Origin of the sequence: Methylophaga pinxianii (assembly GCF_020447225.1) — a bacterium.
Classification (GTDB): Bacteria; Pseudomonadota; Gammaproteobacteria; order Nitrosococcales; family Methylophagaceae; genus Methylophaga; species Methylophaga pinxianii.
This window is the reverse complement of record NZ_JAJAEO010000158.1, coordinates 19,498-40,585: the sequence shown is the minus strand read 5'-3', so window position 1 is coordinate 40,585 and position 21,088 is coordinate 19,498. Positions and strand designations below refer to the sequence as shown.

Genomic DNA, 21,088 nt, shown 5'->3' with positions numbered 1-21,088 from the left:
TCCATAATCCTCGCATGAGAAGACGAGTCGCAAGAAGCGATATGACGTTTTCAACCGTTTTTAAACCGTCCGTAGAAACGGGGTAGAACCCTTCCACAGTTTTGAATTGCTAGCAACTGCTGAGACGTTTAGTAGGTTGGCCCATCAGCTTGGAGCCAAGTGACTTGTCAACATGGCTGTTTGAATCAACTCCAAAGTGAAGATTTGGCATAGGCAATATCTTACGAATATTTGATATCGATCGAATATAGAATTAGTGTTGTCTGATGTCGAATAGTTATCACTTAAAATACGATCTACGACAGCTACGCACATTTATGGCTATAGCTGAACGCCTCAGTTTTCGTCAGGCAGCCGAAGATTTACATATCGCTCAACCTGCCCTTTCGCGTCAAATAGCTCAATTGGAAGCAGCATTTGGCTGTGAGTTATTTAATCGTGACAAACAGCGGATCCGTCTGACACCCGCGGGGGAATATCTATATAAGCAATTACCGTCAGCCCTTAACAATCTGCAAACCACTATCGATCAAACACTGAAAGTAGCCAGCGGTCACGTGGTGTCATTACGGTTGGGCTATGCTGGCGCGGCGATGTCGAGCTTCCTGCCCGAGATCATCCGGCAAATCCGGCAACAACTCCCGGGGTGTGGTTTTGAGTTCGCTGAGGACACCTCAGACAAAACGATTGAGAGCGTTATATCTGGGCGTTTGGATATCGGCTTTATTCTGTATTGTCCGGATAATCCCTTACTAACCACATTACCGATTTGCTGTGAACCCATTGGCCTGATATTGCCAGATGACCATCCACTGGCACGTCACGAGCAGCTATCTTTGGAAGATCTGAAAAATGAAACTCTGATTTTATTTCCACGCAGCATGAATCCATCGCTGTATGACGAAATCATCTTTGCTTGCCAAAAGGCAGGCTTCAGCCCGCCTTCAATTCGTGAAGTGGCACCGCGCTCGATGGCTGTTGGCTTGGTGGCTGCAGGTGAAGGTGTGGCGACAATTGCTTCATCCCAGCAACATATGTGCGTTAAGGGAACCTGTTACCGACCACTGATATCGCCAACGCCGCAGATACGTTTCAGTTGCATCACCCGGGCGGATCAAACGGGTGAATGGCTGGATATGCTAAATAGCATTATCCACAGTGAGTTTAACGTCTGAAATCGTTTTCGTTATTTGCAATAACAAGTTGGAGCTATCAATCCTTTCAGGGCAGACGCATGTTAATGCTAAACCAGACATGGTCGTCCAGTTCCAATCCATTCTGCCGCTCGCCACCAATCGAGTAATGAAGCCCAAAATCCACTGGCAAACTGGGGATGGCACGCTCAATACTCAATGTGGCATCGCGAAAGGCAAATGATTGCGTCTTCTCAAAAGCGACTCTGCCATCGCTAAAGACCGCATCATCATTAAAATAATACGCCCCCGCGCTGGCAGCAAAGCGAAAGTCGGCTGGCAAAGGTTGTACAAAGCCGATCTTGGTATAAACATCACCTGCTGAAGTCCAACTCGAATCGTTAAGCGGACTTAACACGATAAAATGCATGTTTCCGAGAGAACCCGAAAAAAAACTTCGAAGGACACCGGCATCCTCATCGGTGGGGCTATCGCCAGTAAAACCATGCCTGACTAGGCCTGTTTCATAATTAAGCCGACCGAACGAACCGCTGTATCCGGCTTTAACATCAATTTGGTTATTACCAAGATGGCTGAAATCCAGTGTTGAAAACATCCCACCAACAAACAGACCGTTTTCAGCAGTGTATTTGAGGTTACCCTGCACGACAGCACCATCACCCATCAATACGCCGCCCCAAATATACTTCGATTTCAGGATGGTGTTGGCTTGAATTTGTGCCAGAGCCATTCCGGGCACGCTTATCATAATAATGAGCAGGCAAAGCCCCCTCACCAGGCCGTATTTTTTAATCAATTTCATATCCGCTTAATTTTGTAACGAGTAGAAGTGAGCTTCACTTTAAAAAATCAGCTCAGCAAACTCTGTATTATCCGCAACCAACTGATATATTTCTAATATCAAATAGTCATTAACTGATGCTGTTAAAGCATCACTTGATACTGCTTATAAGTATGCTTAGCGATCAGGTAACATCGGTTCTGGTTTTAGAAAGGGTGCAGGATCAACCGGCCCGCCTGAGTAAATTCCGAAATGAAGATGGGGTGGCGTGGTAATAGCGTTGCCGGTGTTGCCCATATATCCAAGGATCTCGCCTTTTTTCACCTTATCGCCGGACTCCACTTCGAATGCATCCAGATGGGCGTAATAATAACGGGCGCTGCCAAGACCAATCATGCTGCCGGATAGCCAAACATGTTTACCACCTCTGTCACTTGTACCGGTCCGAGCATGACCATCAATTACTGCTGTAACTGGCGTCCCCCTTTCTGCAAATATATCCACACCATGATGTTTACGTGCCCCGCCATCACGATCCACACCAAAGACGCTGCCAATATCACGCTGCGTTGCACCTTCCACGGGGAACGGTAATGAACCGCCATTGGCCATTGCCAGTGAGTATTCTGCATTGGCAAATAACTCCGGTTGCAGAACAATACGGTAATCGCCCGCTTTGGAGATAACCTGACTGTGAGTTAATTCATCTGCATCCAGATCCGTGACAGTTGACCACTCTCGATCATTTTTTTCGCGCCGCTCCAGGCTGGCATAAAGTCGACTATCAGCAGTATCCAGACGTGAGAATTGCCATATCAGCTTTTCGCCTCTCTCAAGCGATACCTGATAAATATGTGCCTCAACCTCGTCACTGGCAAAAGTTTCTGTTGTGGAATACTGACCACTAGCTTGTACCGGCTGCTCACCCGCTCGATCTACAGCCTCTGCCCAACGTTGCCCCAGTGGACTATCTAATAATCCTGCCACTCGCAAACGCCAGATAAAAAGATCTCTTGGTGACCAGCCCAACATATCAAAGGCAACGTATCGGACAGCATTCTCGCTGCTTTTAGCCGTGTTTTGCCTCAGGTCATCACGCACAGTCAGAAGAACAACTAATAAAGCTAACAAACCAAAAAGTAACCACGGTCGTATGATTCGTTTCTTTGGATTTATTGGAGACTGATCAACGCTCTCGTCTTCCGTCTGGACTATGCCAGGATCGGACGTTTGCCCGCTATCAGTTTGTTTGGACGGGTCACTCATACCAACGTTCATCTCTTTAATAGATTATTGATATGACAGACTCTAAGGTGGAATGGTCGTAGGCGAAATGATTGAGGTTAAAACGTAACGATTGTATTGGCTTGAATTGTTCAGTCACTTGGATAACGATATACCGATTACGGATTTTTATGATGTCGTCATGCATAAGAAAACTCGCGTCTGCCTTTGAGAACATTTTGATACGTTTATTTCTGAACAAATCAAAAGTGGACGATACAGCTCAACTAGCGAGGTTGTCTGTTCAGGACTACGCCTGCTTGAGGAGTATGAGACACGACTGACCACGCTTCGGATATTGCTACAGGAAGGCATAGATAGTGGTTTTGAAGATTATTCGTATGACGACTTTATGGGTGAACTTGATAATGAATTAAAGTAATTCACTTACATTTAGCCTCTGTTTGCGAGGTCTTCCCGGATCACCTCCGGGTGACGAAATGCAATATCAATCAACGCCTTTGCTGGTCCCGAAGGTTTACGACGCCCCTGCTCCCACTCCTGCAAGGTCCTTGGAGAAATGTGAAGGACCTCCGCAAACTCTAACTGTGTCAGGCCCGTTTTACTACGCGCCTCTGCCACTTCATTGGGCTCAACACGACTGACCCTCGCGGCTTTTCCCGCTTTCATTTCTTTGACTGATTGGAGCAGCTTGTTACCAAGCTCTTCAGCACTCAATGTTTCGTTACTCATTTTCCAGTACCTCACGAATGGATTTCAGGATATGTGCGGGGATGTTCTCCTTGACGGCTTTTTTGTAGATCACTAATAACCAGATCTCTCCATTTGCCAACCTGGTGAAGTAAATGACTCGCACTCCACCTCGCTTCCCTGAACCCGCAACCGACCAACGAACCTTTCTACATCCACCGCTACCAGGAATGGGATCACCAATCTCTGGATTGGCAGCCAGCCATGCAAAGAAAGCATTACGCTCCTCTTCAGTCCATATTTTATTAGCGTCCGCTTCAAATGTAGGAGTTTCAATGATCGTATACATAACGGAAAATATACGTCATTGACGGAGTTTTGCAAGAAGGAAAATTTAGTGAAAAATATTTGGTCTGAAACCGCTTGGTGAAATAGGCGGATTACGAATCCCATCCAGATAAGGTTAGTCTCCCCTTTTTCTCTCCAGAATTTTGGCATCAAAAAAACTTTTCGCTTATTCTGTGTCTAACCAAACGTAATTTATTGGTAATTAGTTGATGACAAAACCACAGTCTCTTTTTCATTATTTGCTTATCGGCTTGTTTATGCTGTCGATGCTGATGCCGGCTGCGCATGCAGCAAATAATGATATGGCTGTACATCATGAGATGAGCCAGCAACAGCATGATTGTCATTCCGATGCTGAATCTCAACCCGAACAAGCTACTAATTCCCATTGCGACAGTGGCCATTGCCAGTGTGCAGCAGCGAACTGCCATGCATCTGGTGTGTTAGGTTTTCAACCGGTTTTTATGGCTTCTCTCTATTCACAAAGCCGCTTGGCCGTCGCTGCCGAGCAGCTTGTGAGTCAAAACCCTCCCCAATTCGAACGTCCGCCGCGAAGCTAATCCTCTGGTTCAGACCGGTATCCACTGATACCCAATCGAAACACTCTGAGGATAGATCTCATGAAACAATTTAGTCGCTGGCTGATCGCTATTTCAGCCGCATTACTGCACTTCTCCGCGATAGCGGATGTGACCGAATATACTTTGATCATTGACCGTGAACCGGTCAATATTACTGGCAAAACTGTTGAACGCATTACCATTAACGGTGGCATTCCCGGCCCGATAATGGAATTCACCGAAGGTGATGAAGCGGTTATCCATGTGGTTAACAAACTGGATGAACCGACTTCTGTGCACTGGCACGGATTACTCCTGCCACCTGAAATGGACGGTGTGCCCGGTCTGGGTGGTTATGAAGCCATCAAAGCCGGTGAAACCTTTACTTATCGTTTTACCGTTCGTCAAAACGGTACTTATTGGTATCACGCGCACAGTGCTTTACAGGAACAGGATGGGCATTATGGCGCATTGATTATTCACCCCAAAGATGAACCGGTGGTTCAAGCCGATCGGGATTATGTGGTGCTGCTGTCGGATTTTAGTAATGAAACCGGTCAGCAGATTCTTAGCAATATCAAAAAGAGTCCCCATTACTACAATTATTCACAACGTACTGTTGGGGATTTTTTTAGTGAAGTACGTGAGCACGGTTTAGCTTCCGCCTGGCAGGATGTCCGCCCTTGGGGTCAGATGCGAATGTCACCTACCGATTTGGCCGATGTTCGGTACGACGCGTTTCTGATCAATGGTCAAACCAATGAGCAGAACTGGACCGGAATCTTCAAGCCCGGCGAACGCGTAAGATTACGTTTTATCAATGCCTCGGCCATGTCGATGTATGACGTGCGGATTCCTGGATTGCCAATGACCGTGATTCAGGCCGATGGGCAATATGTCGAGCCGGTCACCGTGGATGAATTCCGTTTTGCAGTGGCCGAAACCTATGATGTGATAGTCACGCCACAGGCTGATCAGGCTTACACCATTGCTGCTGAATCTATTGATCGGACTGGCTTTGCTTTGGGCACTCTGGCTCCTCGAGAAGGCATGAAAGGTCCGGTTCCAGACCATAGACCTCGTTCGTTATTAACCATGGCCGATATGGGGCATGGTATGGATCACAATGATCATCAGATGAGCCAGGATGATTCGATGGATCATAGTGGACACGATATGCATGGCGATAATCATCAGGCCATGCCGCAAGATGAACCCGCTGACATGCAAAGTGGCTGGGCCGATGCCAGTACGCCTGAAGGTCATAAAGCACTGCAATACAGTGATTTACGAGCTTTGGGTACTCAAACAGATTTACGTCCTGCCGAACGGGAAATTGTGGTGACCTTGGGCGGCACGATGGAACGGTTTATCTGGACGTTAAACGGTCATAAGTTCGGCGATCCGGGCTTCGAGCCCATCAAACTCAATTATGGTGAACGGGTCAGGCTGATCTTTAAAAATGAAACCATGATGGCGCATCCGATGCATTTACATGGCATGTTTGTGCAACTGGAAAATGGTCAACCGGTTGAAAAGCTGCCCAACAAACACACGGTCAATGTCGCGCCAGGCACCGAATATTCTGTACTACTGACTGCTGATGAGCCCGGCGAATGGGCGTTTCACTGTCATCTGTTGTTTCACATGTCAGCCGGCATGATGTCTACCGTAGTGGTTGCTGAGTATGACGAAGCCGGTTCGCCAGCCATTAAACCAGCACAACACGATATGGGAGGTCATCATGATCATCACTAAATCTAATCTGATTTTATCCATCGTGTTGAGCCTGTTTATCTCCAGCAGCCATGCCGATGAACATTATGATGGTCATGGACACGAGCATGAATCACAACTCTTCCATGCCTTATGGTTTGAAGCCCAGCACGGTGGTGGTAGTGAAGGTGATAAAACACATATTGAATGGGATGGCTGGATCGGTGGGGACTATCACAAACTCTGGCTCAAAGGTGAGCTGGAAGGTCACAAAGGCAAGCTGGAGCAAAGTGAAGTCTGGGCGTTGTACAGCCGGAATGTGCATGATTTCTGGGATGCTCAACTGGGGCTGCGTGTTGATACCCAACCTGAATCCACTCGCTATTTAACGCTGGGTTTTAATGGACTGGCACCGTATCTGTTTGAAACCCAGGCGCATCTGTTTATCAGTGATTATGGTGATGTCAGCGCCCGATTGAAACAGAAAAATCATCTGCTGTTCACCCAGCGGTTTGGCTTTGAACCCTACTACCAACTCGATTTTACTGCTCAGAACGTTGAGCGGCAGGAATTAGGCAGGGGCTTAAGTGAAGGCGAAATTGGCGTCAAACTGTTTTATGAAATCACCCGTAAAGTTGTGCCTTATCTGGATCTGAAATACGAACGCAAATTCGGCCGTACAGCGTCTATCGCCAGAAATGCCGATGAAAGCGAAGAAGACTGGATTGCTTCAGTAGGCATCAAACTGCTTTTCTAAAATAGCTCTGTTACTCACAAACCTCGTTCCCCTGCTCCGCATGGGAACGCCGGTTTATCAGGCCTTATCTTCAATTATTCAAAAGTGCGTGATTTCACTTATACCAGTCCTAAATCCCACATTTTTTATGCTGATATATTGCTTATTCTGCGTTTAACTTGTTAAACCGGAATAACCGCACCATGAAAAAACCTCTTTCTCCATTGGCCCTGATGATTTTGACCGGGCTGGCAAACAGCCCGCTATATGCCGCCCACGAGCATGATGATGAAATGCTGGACAGAGTGACGGTGACAGCCGCTTCTGTCCCGACGGTAGAGAGCACTACATTAAGCGAAAAAGACATTAACAGCCAACGGGCATATAAAAGTGATACTGCTGCATTTTTAAATGATGTCGCTGGCATAGCGATGTATTCGGGTGGAGGTGTGGCCGGACTGCCATTTATGCGGGGCTTTGCTGACGATCGCCTGCATATCAAGGTTGATGGCATGGACTTGATTTCAGCCTGTGCCAATCATATGAATCCGCCTCTTTCCTACCTTACTCCATCGCGTGTTTCAGAGATTCAGGTTTATTCGGGTATTGCCCCTGTCAGCCTGGGTGGGGACAGTATCGGCAGCACTATTATCGCCAAGTCCAAACAACCGGAATTTGCAGCGCAAGATGAAACCATTACCAAAGGTGAAATCGGCAGTTACTATCGCAGCAATGGTGACGCGCGTGGCGGCCATGTTTCAACGACCTTGGCATCAGAAGACTTCAGTATCACTTATACTGGCTCCACTGCCAAAGCGAATAATTATGATGCCGGTGGCAGTTTCAAACCGGCGGGAAATACGGCGACCGACCGCGGTTCATTAGATGCAGATGAAGTCGGATCCTCCGCTTATGAAAGCCGTAATCATGCGATTGATTTTGCTTATAAACTGGATAACCACCAGCTGCAGCTCAAATTTGCCCATCAGGACATTCCCTATCAAGGCTGGCCCAATCAGCGTATGGATATGACGGAAAACCGCAGTAATCAAATTAATCTGATCTATAACGGCATGTTCGATTGGGGTTCACTGGAAACCTCGCTGTACCGAGAAAAAACCCACCACAAAATGCAGTTTGGTGATGATAAACAGTTTCTTTATGGTTCTGGAATGATGACCGCGGACGGTATGCCAATGGAAACCGAAGGCGATAACCGTGGGCTATCGGTTAAAGCCGAAATCAATGCAAACCAACGCGATATGTTCCGTGTTGGTGCTGACCTGCAACGTTATCGATTGGATGATTTCTGGGAAGCATCAGGTGGCATGATGATGGCACCCAACACTTTTTGGAATATCAATAATGGCGAGCGGGATCGTTATGGTGTGTTCGCTGAATGGGAAGCTGCATGGAGCAGTCAGTGGACTACGGTCGCGGGTATTCGCCATGAAACGGTCAAGATGAATACCGGTGATGTGCAAGGTTATAACACCAATATGATGATGTATCAGGCGGCGGCAGATGCGTTTAATGCCAGTGACCGTGATATTACGGATCATAATATTGATGCGACCTTGCTGGCGCGATTCAAACCTGCAGCTACCCATGATTATGAATTTGGTTATGCCCAGAAAACCCGTTCGCCAAACTTATATGAACGTTTTGCCTGGTCAACCAATGGCATGGCGATGCGGATGGTCAATCTGGTCGGTGATGGCAATGGCTATGTCGGCAATGTTGATCTGAATCCGGAAATCGCTCATACCTTGAGCTTTACCGCCAACTTGCACGATGCCAAACAACACGACTGGCATGTGTCACTGACACAGTATATTTCTTATGTCGATGACTTTATTGATGCCGAACGCTGTAGCACTGGCGGTGGCGCTTGTACGACAGCCAATCTGACCACTGATAATGATTTTGTTTATCTGCAATATCAGAATGTCTCGGCCAAACTCTATGGTATGGATGTATCGGGTATCAAAACCTTATATCAATCCGAAAAATGGGGACAACTTACCGGTACTGCCACACTCAGTTATGTGCGAGGTAAAAACCGCGATACCGGTGATGATCTGTATAACATCATGCCACTCAATTCCACGCTGTCGCTGGAGCACAGTAAAAACGGCTGGCGTAATACTGTTGAATGGGTGCTGGTCGCCGGTAAAAACAAGGTTAATAACGAACGCAATGAAATCGCAACTGCTGGATACGGTTTGGTGAATCTGCGTACCAGTTATCAATGGAAACAGGCGCGTGTCGATTTTGGTATGGAAAACGTCTTTGACCGTCTCTACAGCCATCCCCTTTCCGGTGCGTATGTCGGTCAAGGCGCCACCATGGGTACTGACATTCCCTGGGGTGTCACTGTACCAGGCATGGGCAGATCGGTTTATGCGGGTTTAACATTAAAATTCTGAGTTTATCTGGCCCAAAGCAGGATGAAAGAATCCAAAAGTGTGACCTGTTAAACAGATATTTTTCGCCATCAATCAGGGGGCAATCACTGCCCCCTTTTAGTTATTCGCTTTACTTTTCACGTTGCTCAGCTTTTAAACCTCGTGCCTATAACTTATCTTGCAGATGTTCATTTTTTCTTAATGATTTATCGCTAAATTTACTTGTCCTCTTCACTGAATTTCGGGTTTGGGCAACGCATTTTTCTCATGCACTATCATAAAAGGAGTTCAACATGGCAACACCATATGTACGTTTAGATAGAAATAATGCAGCTGTTTTACTGGTCGATCATCAAACCGGCTTGTTATCTCTGGTCAGGGACATTGATCCAGATAGATTCAAAAACAATGTGTTGGCATTGGCTGATATGGCAAAGTATTTCAATCTCCCCACCATTCTCACCACCAGTTTTGAAGAAGGCCCGAATGGCCCATTGGTACCGGAATTAATAGAACTGTTTCCCGATGCACCTTATATTGCCCGTCCCGGACAGATTAATGCCTGGGATAACGAAGACTTTGTGAACGCGGTAAAAGCCACCGGCAAAAAACAGTTGATCATTGCTGGTGTGGTAACTGAAGTCTGTGTGGCTTTCCCAGCTCTATCAGCACTTGAAGAAGGTTTTGAGGTATTTGTGATCACCGATGCTTCGGGCACATTTAATGAACTCACCAGAGACTCAGCCTGGGATCGCATGTCCAAAGCCGGTGCACAGTTAATGACCTGGTTTGGCGCAGCCTGTGAATTACATCGCGACTGGCGCAATGATATCGAGGGACTTGGCCAGTTGTTCTCCAACCATATTCCCGATTATCGCAATCTGATTAACAGTTACGTCAAACTCACCGAAAATAAGTAATTAATTGGATTAAGGAAGCAGTTGAAATGCGCTGCTCCCATATTTTTAGTATCAGTCTTACTCGTTCCCACGCTCAGCGTGGGAACGCATATTCATCCTCTACCGTGAATCCACCTCTAGAAATCAATCAAAATTAGAAACAGGTTGACAGGGAACGTCAGCGCTTTGACTGATACTTCCGTCAGATAACGACGCCAATATCCAACCGGCCTGACCCTGAAATATTTGGCGTATAAATCTTTGTTAGCGATTCCATGCCTCTAATCTCAGCTACGAAGCCAGAATTTGACGGTTTTTTTATCGAGTTTTAAAGCAAAGATGAAACGGTTCGCGAGACCTCTTCAGCTCCTTGCAGAATTTCCGTCATCACATCCGAAACAGCGTTCAGTTGCTCATTATTGTTAATCACACCCGACTTCACATTTTGCATCTTCTGTGTCACGTTTTGGGTGAGTTGATGATTCTGCTTCACGACTTCTCTAATTTCCTGTGTAGAAATACTGGTCCGGGTGGCCAGTTTTCTCACTTCATCAGCAACAACGGCGAATCCCCGCCCTTGATCGCCCGCCCTGGCTGCCTCAATGGCAGCATTTAATGCCAAAAGATTCGTTTGCTCGGCAATATCACTGATCGTCGATACAATTTTTTCGATGTTTTTTGACTCTTGATTCAACTGCTCCAGAAAGCCGTAAGTATCTGATACATCTTGTAGAATGACACCTGACGTCTTTACAGAAGAACGAAGCATCTGAACACCATTTTCGGTGATTTGTGTAGTCTCTTCAGAGGTCGCAGCCCATATTTCTGCAGCATGTAGCACGTTTTCTCGATGCTTTATTCTCTCGGTAATATCGCTGGCAAACTTAATGACTTTCACAACCTGATTGTTTTCATCAAACACTGGGTTATAAGACGCTTCCAGCCAAATTGCCTGACCTGAAGCATTCTTGCGCTCAAATTGACCGGTAAAAAATTGTCCGCCACTAATTTCAGCCCAGAAGTTGGGGTTTTCCTGATAAAAACGATCAAAACAAAAGAGACGATGATGTTGCCCTTTGATCTCATCAAACGAATAACCCACTGCCGACAAAAAATTATCATTCGCATTGAGAATTGTGCCATCAGGTTCAAACTCGATAATGGCCATCGAACGATTTAATGCGCCATAAGCGGCCTCAAGATCACGAATGCGTTGTTGGTCTTTAGAAACATCTGCAGCGATTTTGAAAACGCCGGTGACCATCCCGTCTGCATTTTTTATTGGAAAATAGCTGGCTTCTAGCCAAATGACTTTGCCATGTTTGGTGATGCGCTTAAATGTGCCTGTTTTACTGTTTCCCGCACGTAAGGCTTCCCAAAAGACTTTGTATTCAGCTGTTTTAACATATTTCGGGTCACAAAATATTCTATGATGTTTTTCTAAAACTTCTTCCTTGCTATAACCAACCATACTCAGAAAGAGCTCGTTTACATCTTTGACATTTCCTTCGGGATCAAAACGAATCGTTGCAACATTCATGTTAATCGAATTGATTAATGCGTCTAGTGCTTCACACCTATAACTGAGTTCATTAATTTTATTTTTTAATGACTTGTCGAACATTTCCGCTCCTTGCAGTTGATTGTTGAGCCATATCCGACCGTCCCCTTATACTCATTAAATCTTGAAAATAGGGATTAAATTTGAAATTTGTTATATAGAGTTATAAGGAATTATTACTGACAGTTTTACGCTTAGATTAAGAAATTTTCTATATTTCTTTTTGTTATATGGCTGAAAGAATCACAAAATTCTCATAAAAAAAGGGCCAAGACATGGCCTTGGCCCCATTTTCGTAATGATCTGTTTCCATAACCTGCGCAGAAAACTTACAAAAAAACTATTGAGTACTGAAGGCTGAGAAATAAACAGACTCGCTCAACCAACCACGCGGTTGCGTCCTTGCTTCTTGGCAAGATACAGGTTGTCATCACTGCGTTTCATCCAGTCACGCCAATGTTCTTTTGGTTGCAATGTCGCGACCCCCAGGCTGGTCGTCACACGCCTATCTGGCAGTAAGGGCATTGATTCAATCGTCTTACGCAGTTCTTCCGCCACCAGCCTGCTTTGAGCTGCATCGGTATCGTATAGCAAAATCAGAAACTCTTCGCCGCCGAGACGAAACACTTTATCCGATCGGCGAATCCGCTTTTGAAGTAAATTGCCTACCCCACGCAACACTTCATCACCGGCATCATGACCCAATGTATCGTTAATAAATTTGAAATTATCCAAATCCAGTGCGATTAAACTCATCGGCACCTGACGACGATCATGTTGCTGCACAGCTTGTTCCAGTGAGTCATGTAACTGTACCCCGTTCGCCAGACCAGTTAAGGAGTCGGTCATAGCCAGTTCATGTAATTCATGTTGCTGCGCATTGATCACCCGAACAAAAATAATGGCAAAAGCGCTGACGCAAAGTAATGTGGCGGTAGCCCTGGCCGCCAGAGCAATGTCTAAAAACTGCCATGACATAGGCAGTGCCATCACCAGTAAAATAATATTTGCTCCCCAGGCATAACGTTCCGGCAGCATAAAATAAAAACAAATTACCGCCGGATAGCACCATAACAAGCCAATCAGTCCCTGCTGATAGATGGTGAAGCCGAGGAATACAACACTGATTGGCGCCAACCCAAATAAAATCATTAAGGGATAATAACGACCGTACCAACAGTTCCAGGCATTGATCGCCATGAGCAGGACTACGGATAACGAGCCCACACCCAAAATATATCGTTCAAGGAAAAAGTTATAGATTGAAAAAGGCATGAGAAACACAAAGACTACAAACGCTACCCCGACAATGGTCTTCACTCGAACCGGTGATTCTCGTAATACAGCTTTTGAATATGTGGTCACTTAACCTAACTCAACATATTTCGTTGCCCACTCAAGACAAAATATTTCTGCTTACACATCAGCATCTGCTCCTCTTAAAAGCCGGAATTCTGTATGTCACACTATGAGCTTATGCTTTTAAAGATAAAAAGTATGGAAATACCTCTCTTCTAAATATTAGTGGACGTTTCTAAGTGACGAGGCCAGCAAACCACGAATCTATTTTGAATATGCTGCAGTATTAGCTATCTCGCGATAACGACGATACTGCAAAGCACTAAAGCGCTTTGAGAGATGACAGGATTTAAGATTAACTTAAATAGGGGCATGGGTCCGTCAGTTATTAAACAGCCAACTCACCCATTTTTAAGTCTGACCCACGGTGTATAAGCTAAGTTCTTTATATGCTTATTGTCTGAAGACTTAGTGAATGACTAACCTTTTGTTCTATGATTCGGCTGACGGTAATGTCTTCAAGAACGACCAGAACCATACCGACATTACCGTTACCGCGATTATCATAAATCCACAAAGCGGCATAATACCAATTAGCGTAAATGCTAATGGTGGTAAAAACAAATAAAAGTAACTAACATTTCTTCCGCTAAACAGAAAGTAAGAGGCAATCCCCCAAATAAAAATATGCGTTGGAGATAGCAAGATAAACCTTTTCCCCATGCATCAGGGATATCTTTTGCCGTTATGGATTTTGAAAGTTGCTCCATATCATTTATAAAAACTGATTGTTTTTTCTATTAATTTCAGATATCGCAGCAATGCCACACCCTGATATTTCCTCCTGAATAACTGACTTCAAGGCTGATTTCCTTTTCATTCTGTCCCTACTTAAATTGTAGAGAGGAAAGTTCGGAGACTCTCTTTGGTTATTCCATCCAAACGTTAGCAAACAGCATCTAACGCTTGTTGTGCTCTTTGTTGACGACCACGTCTAAACCATAACACCAGAAGAAGTCCCAAGATAGCAGTACCCGCACCAGCCAGTGGTACCGAGGTCAAACCCAAACCGGTATTGATCACGACAGCCCCTAGCATTGCACCTAACGCATTCCCCAGATTAAACGCACCAATATTCATTGCTGACGCTAAATTGGGAGCTTCTTTAGCCTCTTGAACCACTAAAGATTGCAATGGCGGTACCAGGGCGAAACTGGCGATTCCCCATAAAAAGATTAATGGCGCCACAATTAATTCAGACGATATCACTGCAGTAAAAATAACCAATAAAACGATGACTGACATTAACGAGACAATTAGGGTTAAATCCAGAGATCGGTCGGCATAACGACCACCAAGATAGTTGCCGACTGCCAGACCTACGCCATATAAAACCAGCATTGATGTCACAAAAACGGTCGAGGCATGCGTTTCATCCTGCAGGATGGGCACAATATAGGTAAACACCGTGAACATCGCACTGGAACTGACCACCGTTAATAACAATGCGGCTAAAACTGGCCCTTTGCTCAACACCCGAAGCTCATCACGGACATTCGCTTTTTGCTCATTAACCAAGGGCGGCAATGACAGTCTTAAAGCAATCATCGTGATAACGCCAATCACTGCCATCACATAAAAAGCAGGCCGCCAGCCGATTAATTCACCGATATAAGCCGCCAACGGTACACCACCAATGGTGGCAATCGTCAGCCCTGAAAACATGGCTGCTACCGCTCCAGCACGTTTTTCTACCGGCACGATACTCATGGCGACAATAGCCCCCACGCCAAAAAATGCCCCATGATTAAATGAAGTGACAATTCGCCCGAACAGCAACATGTTGTAACTCTCCGCCATGGCTGAGATTAAGTTACCTCCCGTAAAAATCGCCATTGATAAAAGCAACAAATTGCGCCGACTCATATTGGCAAAGACCAATGTCATAAATGGTGCCCCTATAAGTACACCAAATGCATAGGCGCTAATCAGCATGCCGGCGGTTGGAATAGAAACGGCAAGATCATTGGCAATGATCGGCAACATTCCCATCGGGGAAAATTCGGTGACACCGATACCAAAAGCCCCGAAGGCCAAGGCAAGTAAGGGAATATTGATTTTCATGCAATATCTCGTTAATTTGTGATGCAAAAGAATATACGCACTTATAAAATGCTTAAAAAGACGTTTCAGGTACATTCAGCTTTGCATTGGAATCACAAATGAAATTTGGAAAAACTGATCGAACTGCCGAAATGGAAACCTTTTTGTCCGTTGCACAAGCAGGAAGTTTGAGCGCCGCTGCCCGAGAACTGGAACTCACGCCTTCTGCAGTGAGCCGCATCATGACCCGTATCGAAAAGCGTCTTGGTGTCAGGTTGATTGTTCGCAGCACACGTAGCCTTCGTTTAACCAGCGAAGGTGAGTCTTATGCGCTGGCAGCTCGACGTATTTTAAAGGATTTGGACGACACCGAAACCACCATTGCCAATCGCGGCAGCCCGAGTGGCAATATCAAAGTCAGCACCGCTACAGCCCATAGTCGCCTGACCATTGTTCCGTTATTAAAAGAATTTCTGCAACGCTATCCGGATATCACTATCGAAATAGATGTAACAGACCAGATTAGTGATGTCAGCGCAGGCCATGTTGATGTAGCGATTCGATTCGGACAACTACCTGATAGTGGCCTGCATGCCCGTCGTCTGGGTGAGACAGGTCGAGTGGTGATTGCCTCGCCGGAGTATTTAAAAAAAGCGGGCACGCCACAATCACCTGCCGATTTAAAAAAACACAATTGTCTGGATTTCAGCTTTCGACGTTTGGAACCAGGATGGCCATTTCGTGAGAATGGTCAGAGTTACCTGTTATCGGTGAGCGGTAATATCATCGCCAATAATGGTGAAACCCTTGTTGAACTGGCCCGGCAAGGTATGGGAATTACCCGTGTCGGTCGTTTTCATGTTGAGCAGGATTTGGAGAGCGGACTACTTGTGCCGTTACTGGAGGCCTACAATCCTCAAGATCGAGAGGCTATTCATGCGGTCTATATTGGCGGTAAAAATGTGCCCGCCAGAATACGCGTATTCGTTGATTATCTCGTTGAGAAGATGACAAATCAGACTGAAAATTTTAGTTATTCCTAATTACGCAGCAACCGGTTGCTGACGATAAAACTGGCATAACAAACCATAAACCTTTGGCATTTTTTCCTTCATGGTTTCCGGGGACTCAAAAAAGGCTTCACTGCATACGGCAAAGAATTCTGCCGGACTGGTTAACGCATAATCATCAAGTGGCAACGACCGATGATGTTGCATGTCATTTTTCAATCGATCCCACGCAGCGCTAAAAATATCGTGCCATTCGCCGGGTCGCATATCTGGATGCATGGGCGGCGCTCCGTTTGCCCCATCACGCAGCATATCAAGCTTATGTGCCAGCTCATGAATCACCACATTACTGGCTTTGCCATGGCGAGTGTTCGGTCCGCTTTCACATATCGCCTGCCAAGATAAAATCACCGGACCGCGTTGCCATGCTTCACCACTGAGACCGGGAGTTCTCGGATGCACCACGCCATCATCACTGCGATAGGGACGATTTGGCACAAAATCACCCTCGTAGAGAATGATGGTTTTCCAATGGTCATGCCAGTGAAGACCAAGATGCAGAATCGGTACACAGGCCATCGTGGCAAGCTTCAGACACATTGCATCGGTAAATTGAAACTCCGCACCTGAAAGTATGGTTTTCCGAGCAAGAAAACGAAAAGTCATCTCTCTAAGCTGATCGCGTTCAGCCCCTTGATAACGCTCCATCACCTGCCAACCAACAATCGCTGTCTCCCACTGTTCGGCGGTGAATCCCATCCTTTTAATTCGCCGAGCTTCCAGCCAGTCTTTTAATCGCTTAAACATGTTTATGCTTCCCCGTTAACTATCACCGATTACAAAGCATAAATTTGCTGCTGAAAAAAAGGCGAGTTCCTTTTATCTAAGACAGAATCGCTGAGATCTTTAAAAAGCCTTGAAAGAAAGTAACAGCAATAAAAATAAGCGCCCCTATGACCAGAAAAAAAACCAGCGCCCTTTGTAATTTCTCTTTTAACTTTTTATCTTTCACCGTTCTTTTGTTCCATAACAGTTAATTCATTACAAGTCAGCGGCATCTGCTTTGGCCATGATATTTTTTATTTTGAGAAACACGACATAGCTAAGGAAGATCAAGTTATCGCTTAGTGATTTGATAAGCGTTGTCTTGTTGTCGTGAGATGGTGGTTAAGAGATTCAAGCAAGTATTTGAATTCTGCTGAATGCTCATCTAACCGGGTGTTACTGATAACCTCGGCTAACACATCATCTTTTTTAAGACATTTCGCTAAAATAGCTTTTGTTGAATCAGCAGAAAATAATTGGGTAACTTTGCCGCCCAGTTGCTCCACCAATTCTCTATCAGAATCGGGGGCCTCTGGTAGTTCGCCCAGTAGTCTGACCACATCCCGAAATGACTCTATATAAGATTCGCGTTCTTTGGCAATGTCATACAGCTGGTGATGAACATTTTCTTCTGTTAATAACTCACCCATTGCCCGATAAAGGTCGGCTGTTTCGATAATTAATTTTAAAATATCCAGAGCATCAGCCTGCTCATCAGTGCGTATTATCGACATATCAATCTGTTCCTGAGGTGAATGTTGGAATATCGCCAACAATGGCTTCGATGGCTCTCGGGATCACTTCAAATTCGGCGGGTGTGGTGGTTTTAAATTCACCATCGGCTTCCAAATCTTTTGGTTTAGAAGTCTGAATACTAAATTTTTCAGAGGATTTACTAATGATACGGTCTGTTTTATGCAAAACGCCATTACGTAAACTCGGCCCAAGCAGCAAAAGTTGCCACCACCGTTGCGGCTTAATCAAAAACAAATAGAGCCGCCCATCCAATAATGTTGATCGTTGATCAACTATATTCCCACCACCATAAAACCGACCATTGCCTATCGCTAAATGAATCGCTTTGGTTGAGTATTTCCAGTCCTCGGTTTTAATGTGTACCCGAAAGCTTTTGTTACGTTTTAACGCTTTAAAAAATGCGCCAAGATAGGCAAACACACCAAAGAACTTTTTACTATCAGAGGTGAGTTCACGTGTGACATCAACCCCTAAGCCTAGATGTGCCACGTTGACAAAAAAATGTTCATTATTGATCTTCGCTAAACCGATGTGTTCACGCCTTCCATCCATAATAACCTGCGCCGCCGCGAGCAGATCATCTGGAACACCAAGTGAGCGTGCGAGATCATTTGCTGTTCCCATAGGGAAAATAGCCAAAGTGCGCTTACTGTTATGTAACGCTTCCAAAGCCGAACTAATAGTTCCATCACCACCGCCGATAATCACGATTCCGTCTTTCCGTTCATAATCATCAATCAGCGAAACCAAATGTGTTTCACTTTCAGACTCACAAACAGTGACCTCAAAGTCTGAAGCTTCCAGCATTCGCACGGCTTCTTCCAATGCCTCGGCTCGGCCATTCCGGCTGTGCGGATTAATAATTAACAATGCGTGTTGCAAGTATTTATTCCCTTGTGGGATAGCGTTATTACTCAAGAAACTTATGCGACACTGTTATAAAACTATAAGTACCTAATTCAACTACGTCGATAACACTAATCAAGTTAATGGATGTAACTAACAGCGTCGCAAAAACCTAATTAATTGACCAGATGATTTATTCTGACCAAACATACACTTCTTGTTTAATTTTTTCACCGTTACGAGTCCAATCTAGAAGTAAATATTTGGCCTTCCTGTGGTGGTAAATGTTCCGTTCGTGGTTAACCAAGAATCTCTGAGATTTTTAAAAAGCCATGATAGAAAGTCATGGCAATGACTAAAAGTGCACCGATTACCAGGCAAAAAATCATTGCTCTTTGGAACTGTTCATTCAGATTTTTTCTCTCTCCAAACAAATTAGCCATAAAGATTGGATAAACAGAGGCATAAATAAACATAATGGTTAAGCCTATTGCATTATATTGTGCTTGCGAGACAGGGCCTAAAAGTAATGATGCTATTAAGACACCATAAACTAGGGTTAAGACTGTTTTCTCATGATATGTGGGTGAACGTTCTCGAAAACGCCACCACAAAAAGTTAGTAGTAATTGCGGTAAACGATGCACTAGCAATGGAGATTGCGATTCCATAAGTCTTGAAAACAGCAACCATACAAAAAGTCGAGACAACGGCAATTATCGTCGCTAATAGCGCATACCTAATCATAAAAATCCTTTTTAGTAATAATCCTGGCTAAATCAGCAATTGATAAATACATCCAATATGTTGACTGTTTTGCCCTTTGAATTCGGAAGTCTCTTAAGCGGCATACCAAAGGATGGCAAAAAAATGACATGTTGTACCGCCAAGCACAAATAAATGCCAGATAAAGTGACCGTATTTCATTCTTGAATCCACAGAGAAAAAGACGACACCAAGTGTATAGGACAAACCACCCGCCACTAACCATATCCAACCCGCTGTGGGTAAGAGTTCCAGTAACGGCTTAATAGCAATCACAATAACCCACCCCATCAATAAATATAAACTCGTGCAAAAGATGCGATGCTGCTGTTTTTTAAATACTTTAAGAAAAATCCCAATAGCTGCCAGCGCCCAAATAATACCAAACAGCGTCCAGCCCCATGGTCCTTTGAGTACACCAAAAGTAAACGGAGTATACGTGCCAGCAATTAATAAAAAGATGGCAGAAAGCTCAACACGCAAAAAAATCCGCTTTGCGTTGCCTGCAGGTAAAGCGTGATAGACCGTGGAACCGAAATAAAGAATGATCATCGACACACAAAAAATGCTCACCCCGACGACAAAAGCCGTATCACTATGACGAACAGCTTCGTTAATTAAAATCGGTGTACCAATCACTGCACCAATAAATCCCAGAGCATGACTAATAGCATTGGCGGCTTCCTCCCCGCCAGACTGATCACGTTTGAGTCTGTTAAGCGATGGTTGCATACCCCCTCCTCGCTGAATTGATCTCAACTGCTGGTTTAACTATGCGTTTTAAACATTACCAAAATAATTTTCAAAGCGCAGAGACAAGAAAATCCGGGGAATTCATTAATCCAAGACGATGATTTAATTAGTTATTTGTCGGCATGACAACAGGTTTTAATTAGCCTGGGGCAAGCATTTCATTTCAATTAATGGATACCCTGCTGGCTGCTGGTTTAATCATCGCGATGTGAGCTATGCCATCTTCATCATACGGTTTCCCGGAAGCACGAAAGCCCAGTGATTCATAAAACGTTTGCAAGTAGACCTGTGCTGAGATTTTGATGTCATTTGCTGGAAATGTTTGTTCTGTGAAATATATGGCTTCTTCCATTAGTGAACGGCTAATATTTTGTCCTCTGAATTTTTTCAGCGTCATCACCCGACCAATGGAAGGCAGACTGTTTTTAATCCCTGGCCCAATCACTCTGGCATAAGCGGCCAGTTCACCATTTACCGAAGCCGTTAGATGCCAAGCGTGCAGATCCAAATCATCCGTTTCTTGATAGGCACAGTGTTGCTCCACAACAAAAACGGATTCGCGGGCCTTGATGATCTGGTAAAGCTCAAGCGCGGTATAAGACTCCAGTCTGGACCATTTAAACTCAAGCTGCAT

20 protein-coding genes and 1 pseudogene are annotated in these 21,088 nt (G+C 44.9%); 8 read left to right on the top strand and 13 right to left on the bottom strand.

Features of this window, described 5'->3' with window-relative positions:
* The first annotated feature begins 266 nt into the window (after positions 1–266).
* Positions 267–1,175: a LysR family transcriptional regulator gene (locus tag LGT40_RS05460; protein WP_226071091.1), complete on the top strand. Its 909-nt coding sequence runs from the start codon at positions 267–269 to the stop codon at positions 1,173–1,175.
* A 46-nt stretch (positions 1,176–1,221) separates the two neighbouring features.
* On the opposite strand, the gene LGT40_RS05455 is transcribed toward LGT40_RS05460, so the two are convergent.
* Both LGT40_RS05455 and LGT40_RS05450 read right to left on the bottom strand, forming a co-directional pair.
* Positions 1,222–1,956, bottom strand: a complete 735-nt coding sequence (locus tag LGT40_RS05455; RefSeq protein WP_226343168.1) for a TorF family putative porin — start codon at positions 1,954–1,956, stop codon at positions 1,222–1,224.
* Positions 1,957–2,112: 156 nt separating this feature from the next.
* Positions 2,113–3,201, bottom strand: coding sequence for a M23 family metallopeptidase (locus tag LGT40_RS05450; protein WP_226071088.1), 1,089 nt, complete (start codon positions 3,199–3,201; stop codon positions 2,113–2,115).
* 202 nt (positions 3,202–3,403) lie between these two features.
* Between LGT40_RS05450 and LGT40_RS05445 the strand changes: the two are divergent.
* Positions 3,404–3,601: pseudogene (locus tag LGT40_RS05445) on the top strand (type II toxin-antitoxin system ParD family antitoxin); the annotation flags it as partial.
* A gap of 11 nt (positions 3,602–3,612) precedes the next feature.
* On the opposite strand, the gene LGT40_RS05440 reads toward LGT40_RS05445, so the two are convergent.
* Both LGT40_RS05440 and LGT40_RS05435 read right to left on the bottom strand, forming a co-directional pair.
* Positions 3,613–3,912: a helix-turn-helix domain-containing protein gene (locus LGT40_RS05440; RefSeq protein WP_226071086.1), complete on the bottom strand. Its 300-nt coding sequence runs from the start codon at positions 3,910–3,912 to the stop codon at positions 3,613–3,615.
* Positions 3,905–4,219, bottom strand: a complete 315-nt coding sequence (locus LGT40_RS05435; RefSeq protein ID WP_226071085.1) for a transcriptional regulator — start codon at positions 4,217–4,219, stop codon at positions 3,905–3,907. Before LGT40_RS05435 ends, LGT40_RS05440 begins: the two co-directional genes overlap by 8 nt.
* Before the next feature lie 208 nt (positions 4,220–4,427).
* Here LGT40_RS05435 and LGT40_RS05430 point away from each other — a divergent pair, with 208 nt between their 5' ends.
* From LGT40_RS05430 to ycaC, 5 genes are all read left to right on the top strand, one after another.
* Positions 4,428–4,778, top strand: a complete 351-nt coding sequence (locus LGT40_RS05430; RefSeq protein ID WP_226071084.1) for a hypothetical protein — start codon at positions 4,428–4,430, stop codon at positions 4,776–4,778.
* 60 nt (positions 4,779–4,838) lie between these two features.
* The gene (locus LGT40_RS05425) at positions 4,839–6,536 is read left to right on the top strand and encodes a copper resistance system multicopper oxidase (RefSeq protein ID WP_226071083.1); all 1,698 of its coding nucleotides are present in this window, start codon (positions 4,839–4,841) and stop codon (positions 6,534–6,536) included.
* On the top strand, positions 6,523–7,251 hold the full coding sequence (locus LGT40_RS05420) for a copper resistance protein B (protein ID WP_226071082.1): 729 nt from the start codon (positions 6,523–6,525) through the stop codon (positions 7,249–7,251). Before LGT40_RS05425 ends, LGT40_RS05420 begins: the two co-directional genes overlap by 14 nt.
* Before the next feature lie 182 nt (positions 7,252–7,433).
* Positions 7,434–9,659 (top strand): TonB-dependent receptor plug domain-containing protein, encoded by a 2,226-nt coding sequence (locus tag LGT40_RS05415; protein ID WP_226071081.1) that lies wholly within the window; start codon positions 7,434–7,436, stop codon positions 9,657–9,659.
* A 272-nt stretch (positions 9,660–9,931) separates the two neighbouring features.
* Positions 9,932–10,558, top strand: coding sequence for an isochorismate family cysteine hydrolase YcaC (ycaC, locus tag LGT40_RS05410; RefSeq protein ID WP_226071080.1), 627 nt, complete (start codon positions 9,932–9,934; stop codon positions 10,556–10,558).
* 307 nt (positions 10,559–10,865) lie between these two features.
* On the opposite strand, the gene LGT40_RS16355 is transcribed toward ycaC, so the two are convergent.
* From LGT40_RS16355 to LGT40_RS05390, 3 genes are all read right to left on the bottom strand, one after another.
* The gene (locus LGT40_RS16355; RefSeq protein WP_285229324.1) at positions 10,866–12,161 is read right to left on the bottom strand and encodes a methyl-accepting chemotaxis protein; all 1,296 of its coding nucleotides are present in this window, start codon (positions 12,159–12,161) and stop codon (positions 10,866–10,868) included.
* A gap of 315 nt (positions 12,162–12,476) precedes the next feature.
* Entirely contained in the window at positions 12,477–13,463 is a 987-nt protein-coding gene (locus LGT40_RS16350; protein WP_226071078.1) for a GGDEF domain-containing protein, read from the bottom strand.
* Between the two features lie 879 nt (positions 13,464–14,342).
* Complete coding sequence (locus tag LGT40_RS05390) at positions 14,343–15,521, bottom strand: MFS transporter (protein WP_226071076.1); 1,179 nt, start codon at positions 15,519–15,521, stop codon at positions 14,343–14,345.
* 98 nt (positions 15,522–15,619) lie between these two features.
* On the opposite strand from LGT40_RS05390, the gene LGT40_RS05385 reads away from it, so the two are divergent.
* Positions 15,620–16,543, top strand: coding sequence for a LysR family transcriptional regulator (locus LGT40_RS05385; RefSeq protein ID WP_226071074.1), 924 nt, complete (start codon positions 15,620–15,622; stop codon positions 16,541–16,543).
* On the opposite strand, the gene LGT40_RS05380 is transcribed toward LGT40_RS05385, so the two are convergent.
* The 6 genes from LGT40_RS05380 to LGT40_RS05355 form a co-directional block, all read right to left on the bottom strand.
* The gene (locus tag LGT40_RS05380) at positions 16,544–17,317 is read right to left on the bottom strand and encodes a M90 family metallopeptidase (RefSeq protein ID WP_226071072.1); all 774 of its coding nucleotides are present in this window, start codon (positions 17,315–17,317) and stop codon (positions 16,544–16,546) included. It abuts the gene before it with no gap.
* A gap of 317 nt (positions 17,318–17,634) precedes the next feature.
* Positions 17,635–18,069, bottom strand: coding sequence for a hypothetical protein (locus LGT40_RS05375; protein WP_226071070.1), 435 nt, complete (start codon positions 18,067–18,069; stop codon positions 17,635–17,637).
* 1 nt (position 18,070) lies between these two features.
* Positions 18,071–18,973 carry a lipid kinase gene (locus tag LGT40_RS05370; RefSeq protein ID WP_226343167.1) on the bottom strand — a complete coding sequence of 301 codons (903 nt, stop codon included), beginning with the start codon at positions 18,971–18,973 and terminating at the stop codon, positions 18,071–18,073.
* A gap of 263 nt (positions 18,974–19,236) precedes the next feature.
* Positions 19,237–19,683: a hypothetical protein gene (locus LGT40_RS05365; protein WP_226071066.1), complete on the bottom strand. Its 447-nt coding sequence runs from the start codon at positions 19,681–19,683 to the stop codon at positions 19,237–19,239.
* Between the two features lie 93 nt (positions 19,684–19,776).
* Positions 19,777–20,433 carry a PAQR family membrane homeostasis protein TrhA gene (trhA, locus tag LGT40_RS05360; RefSeq protein ID WP_226071064.1) on the bottom strand — a complete coding sequence of 219 codons (657 nt, stop codon included), beginning with the start codon at positions 20,431–20,433 and terminating at the stop codon, positions 19,777–19,779.
* 184 nt (positions 20,434–20,617) lie between these two features.
* Positions 20,618–21,088, bottom strand: a complete 471-nt coding sequence (locus LGT40_RS05355) for a GNAT family N-acetyltransferase (protein WP_226071062.1) — start codon at positions 21,086–21,088, stop codon at positions 20,618–20,620.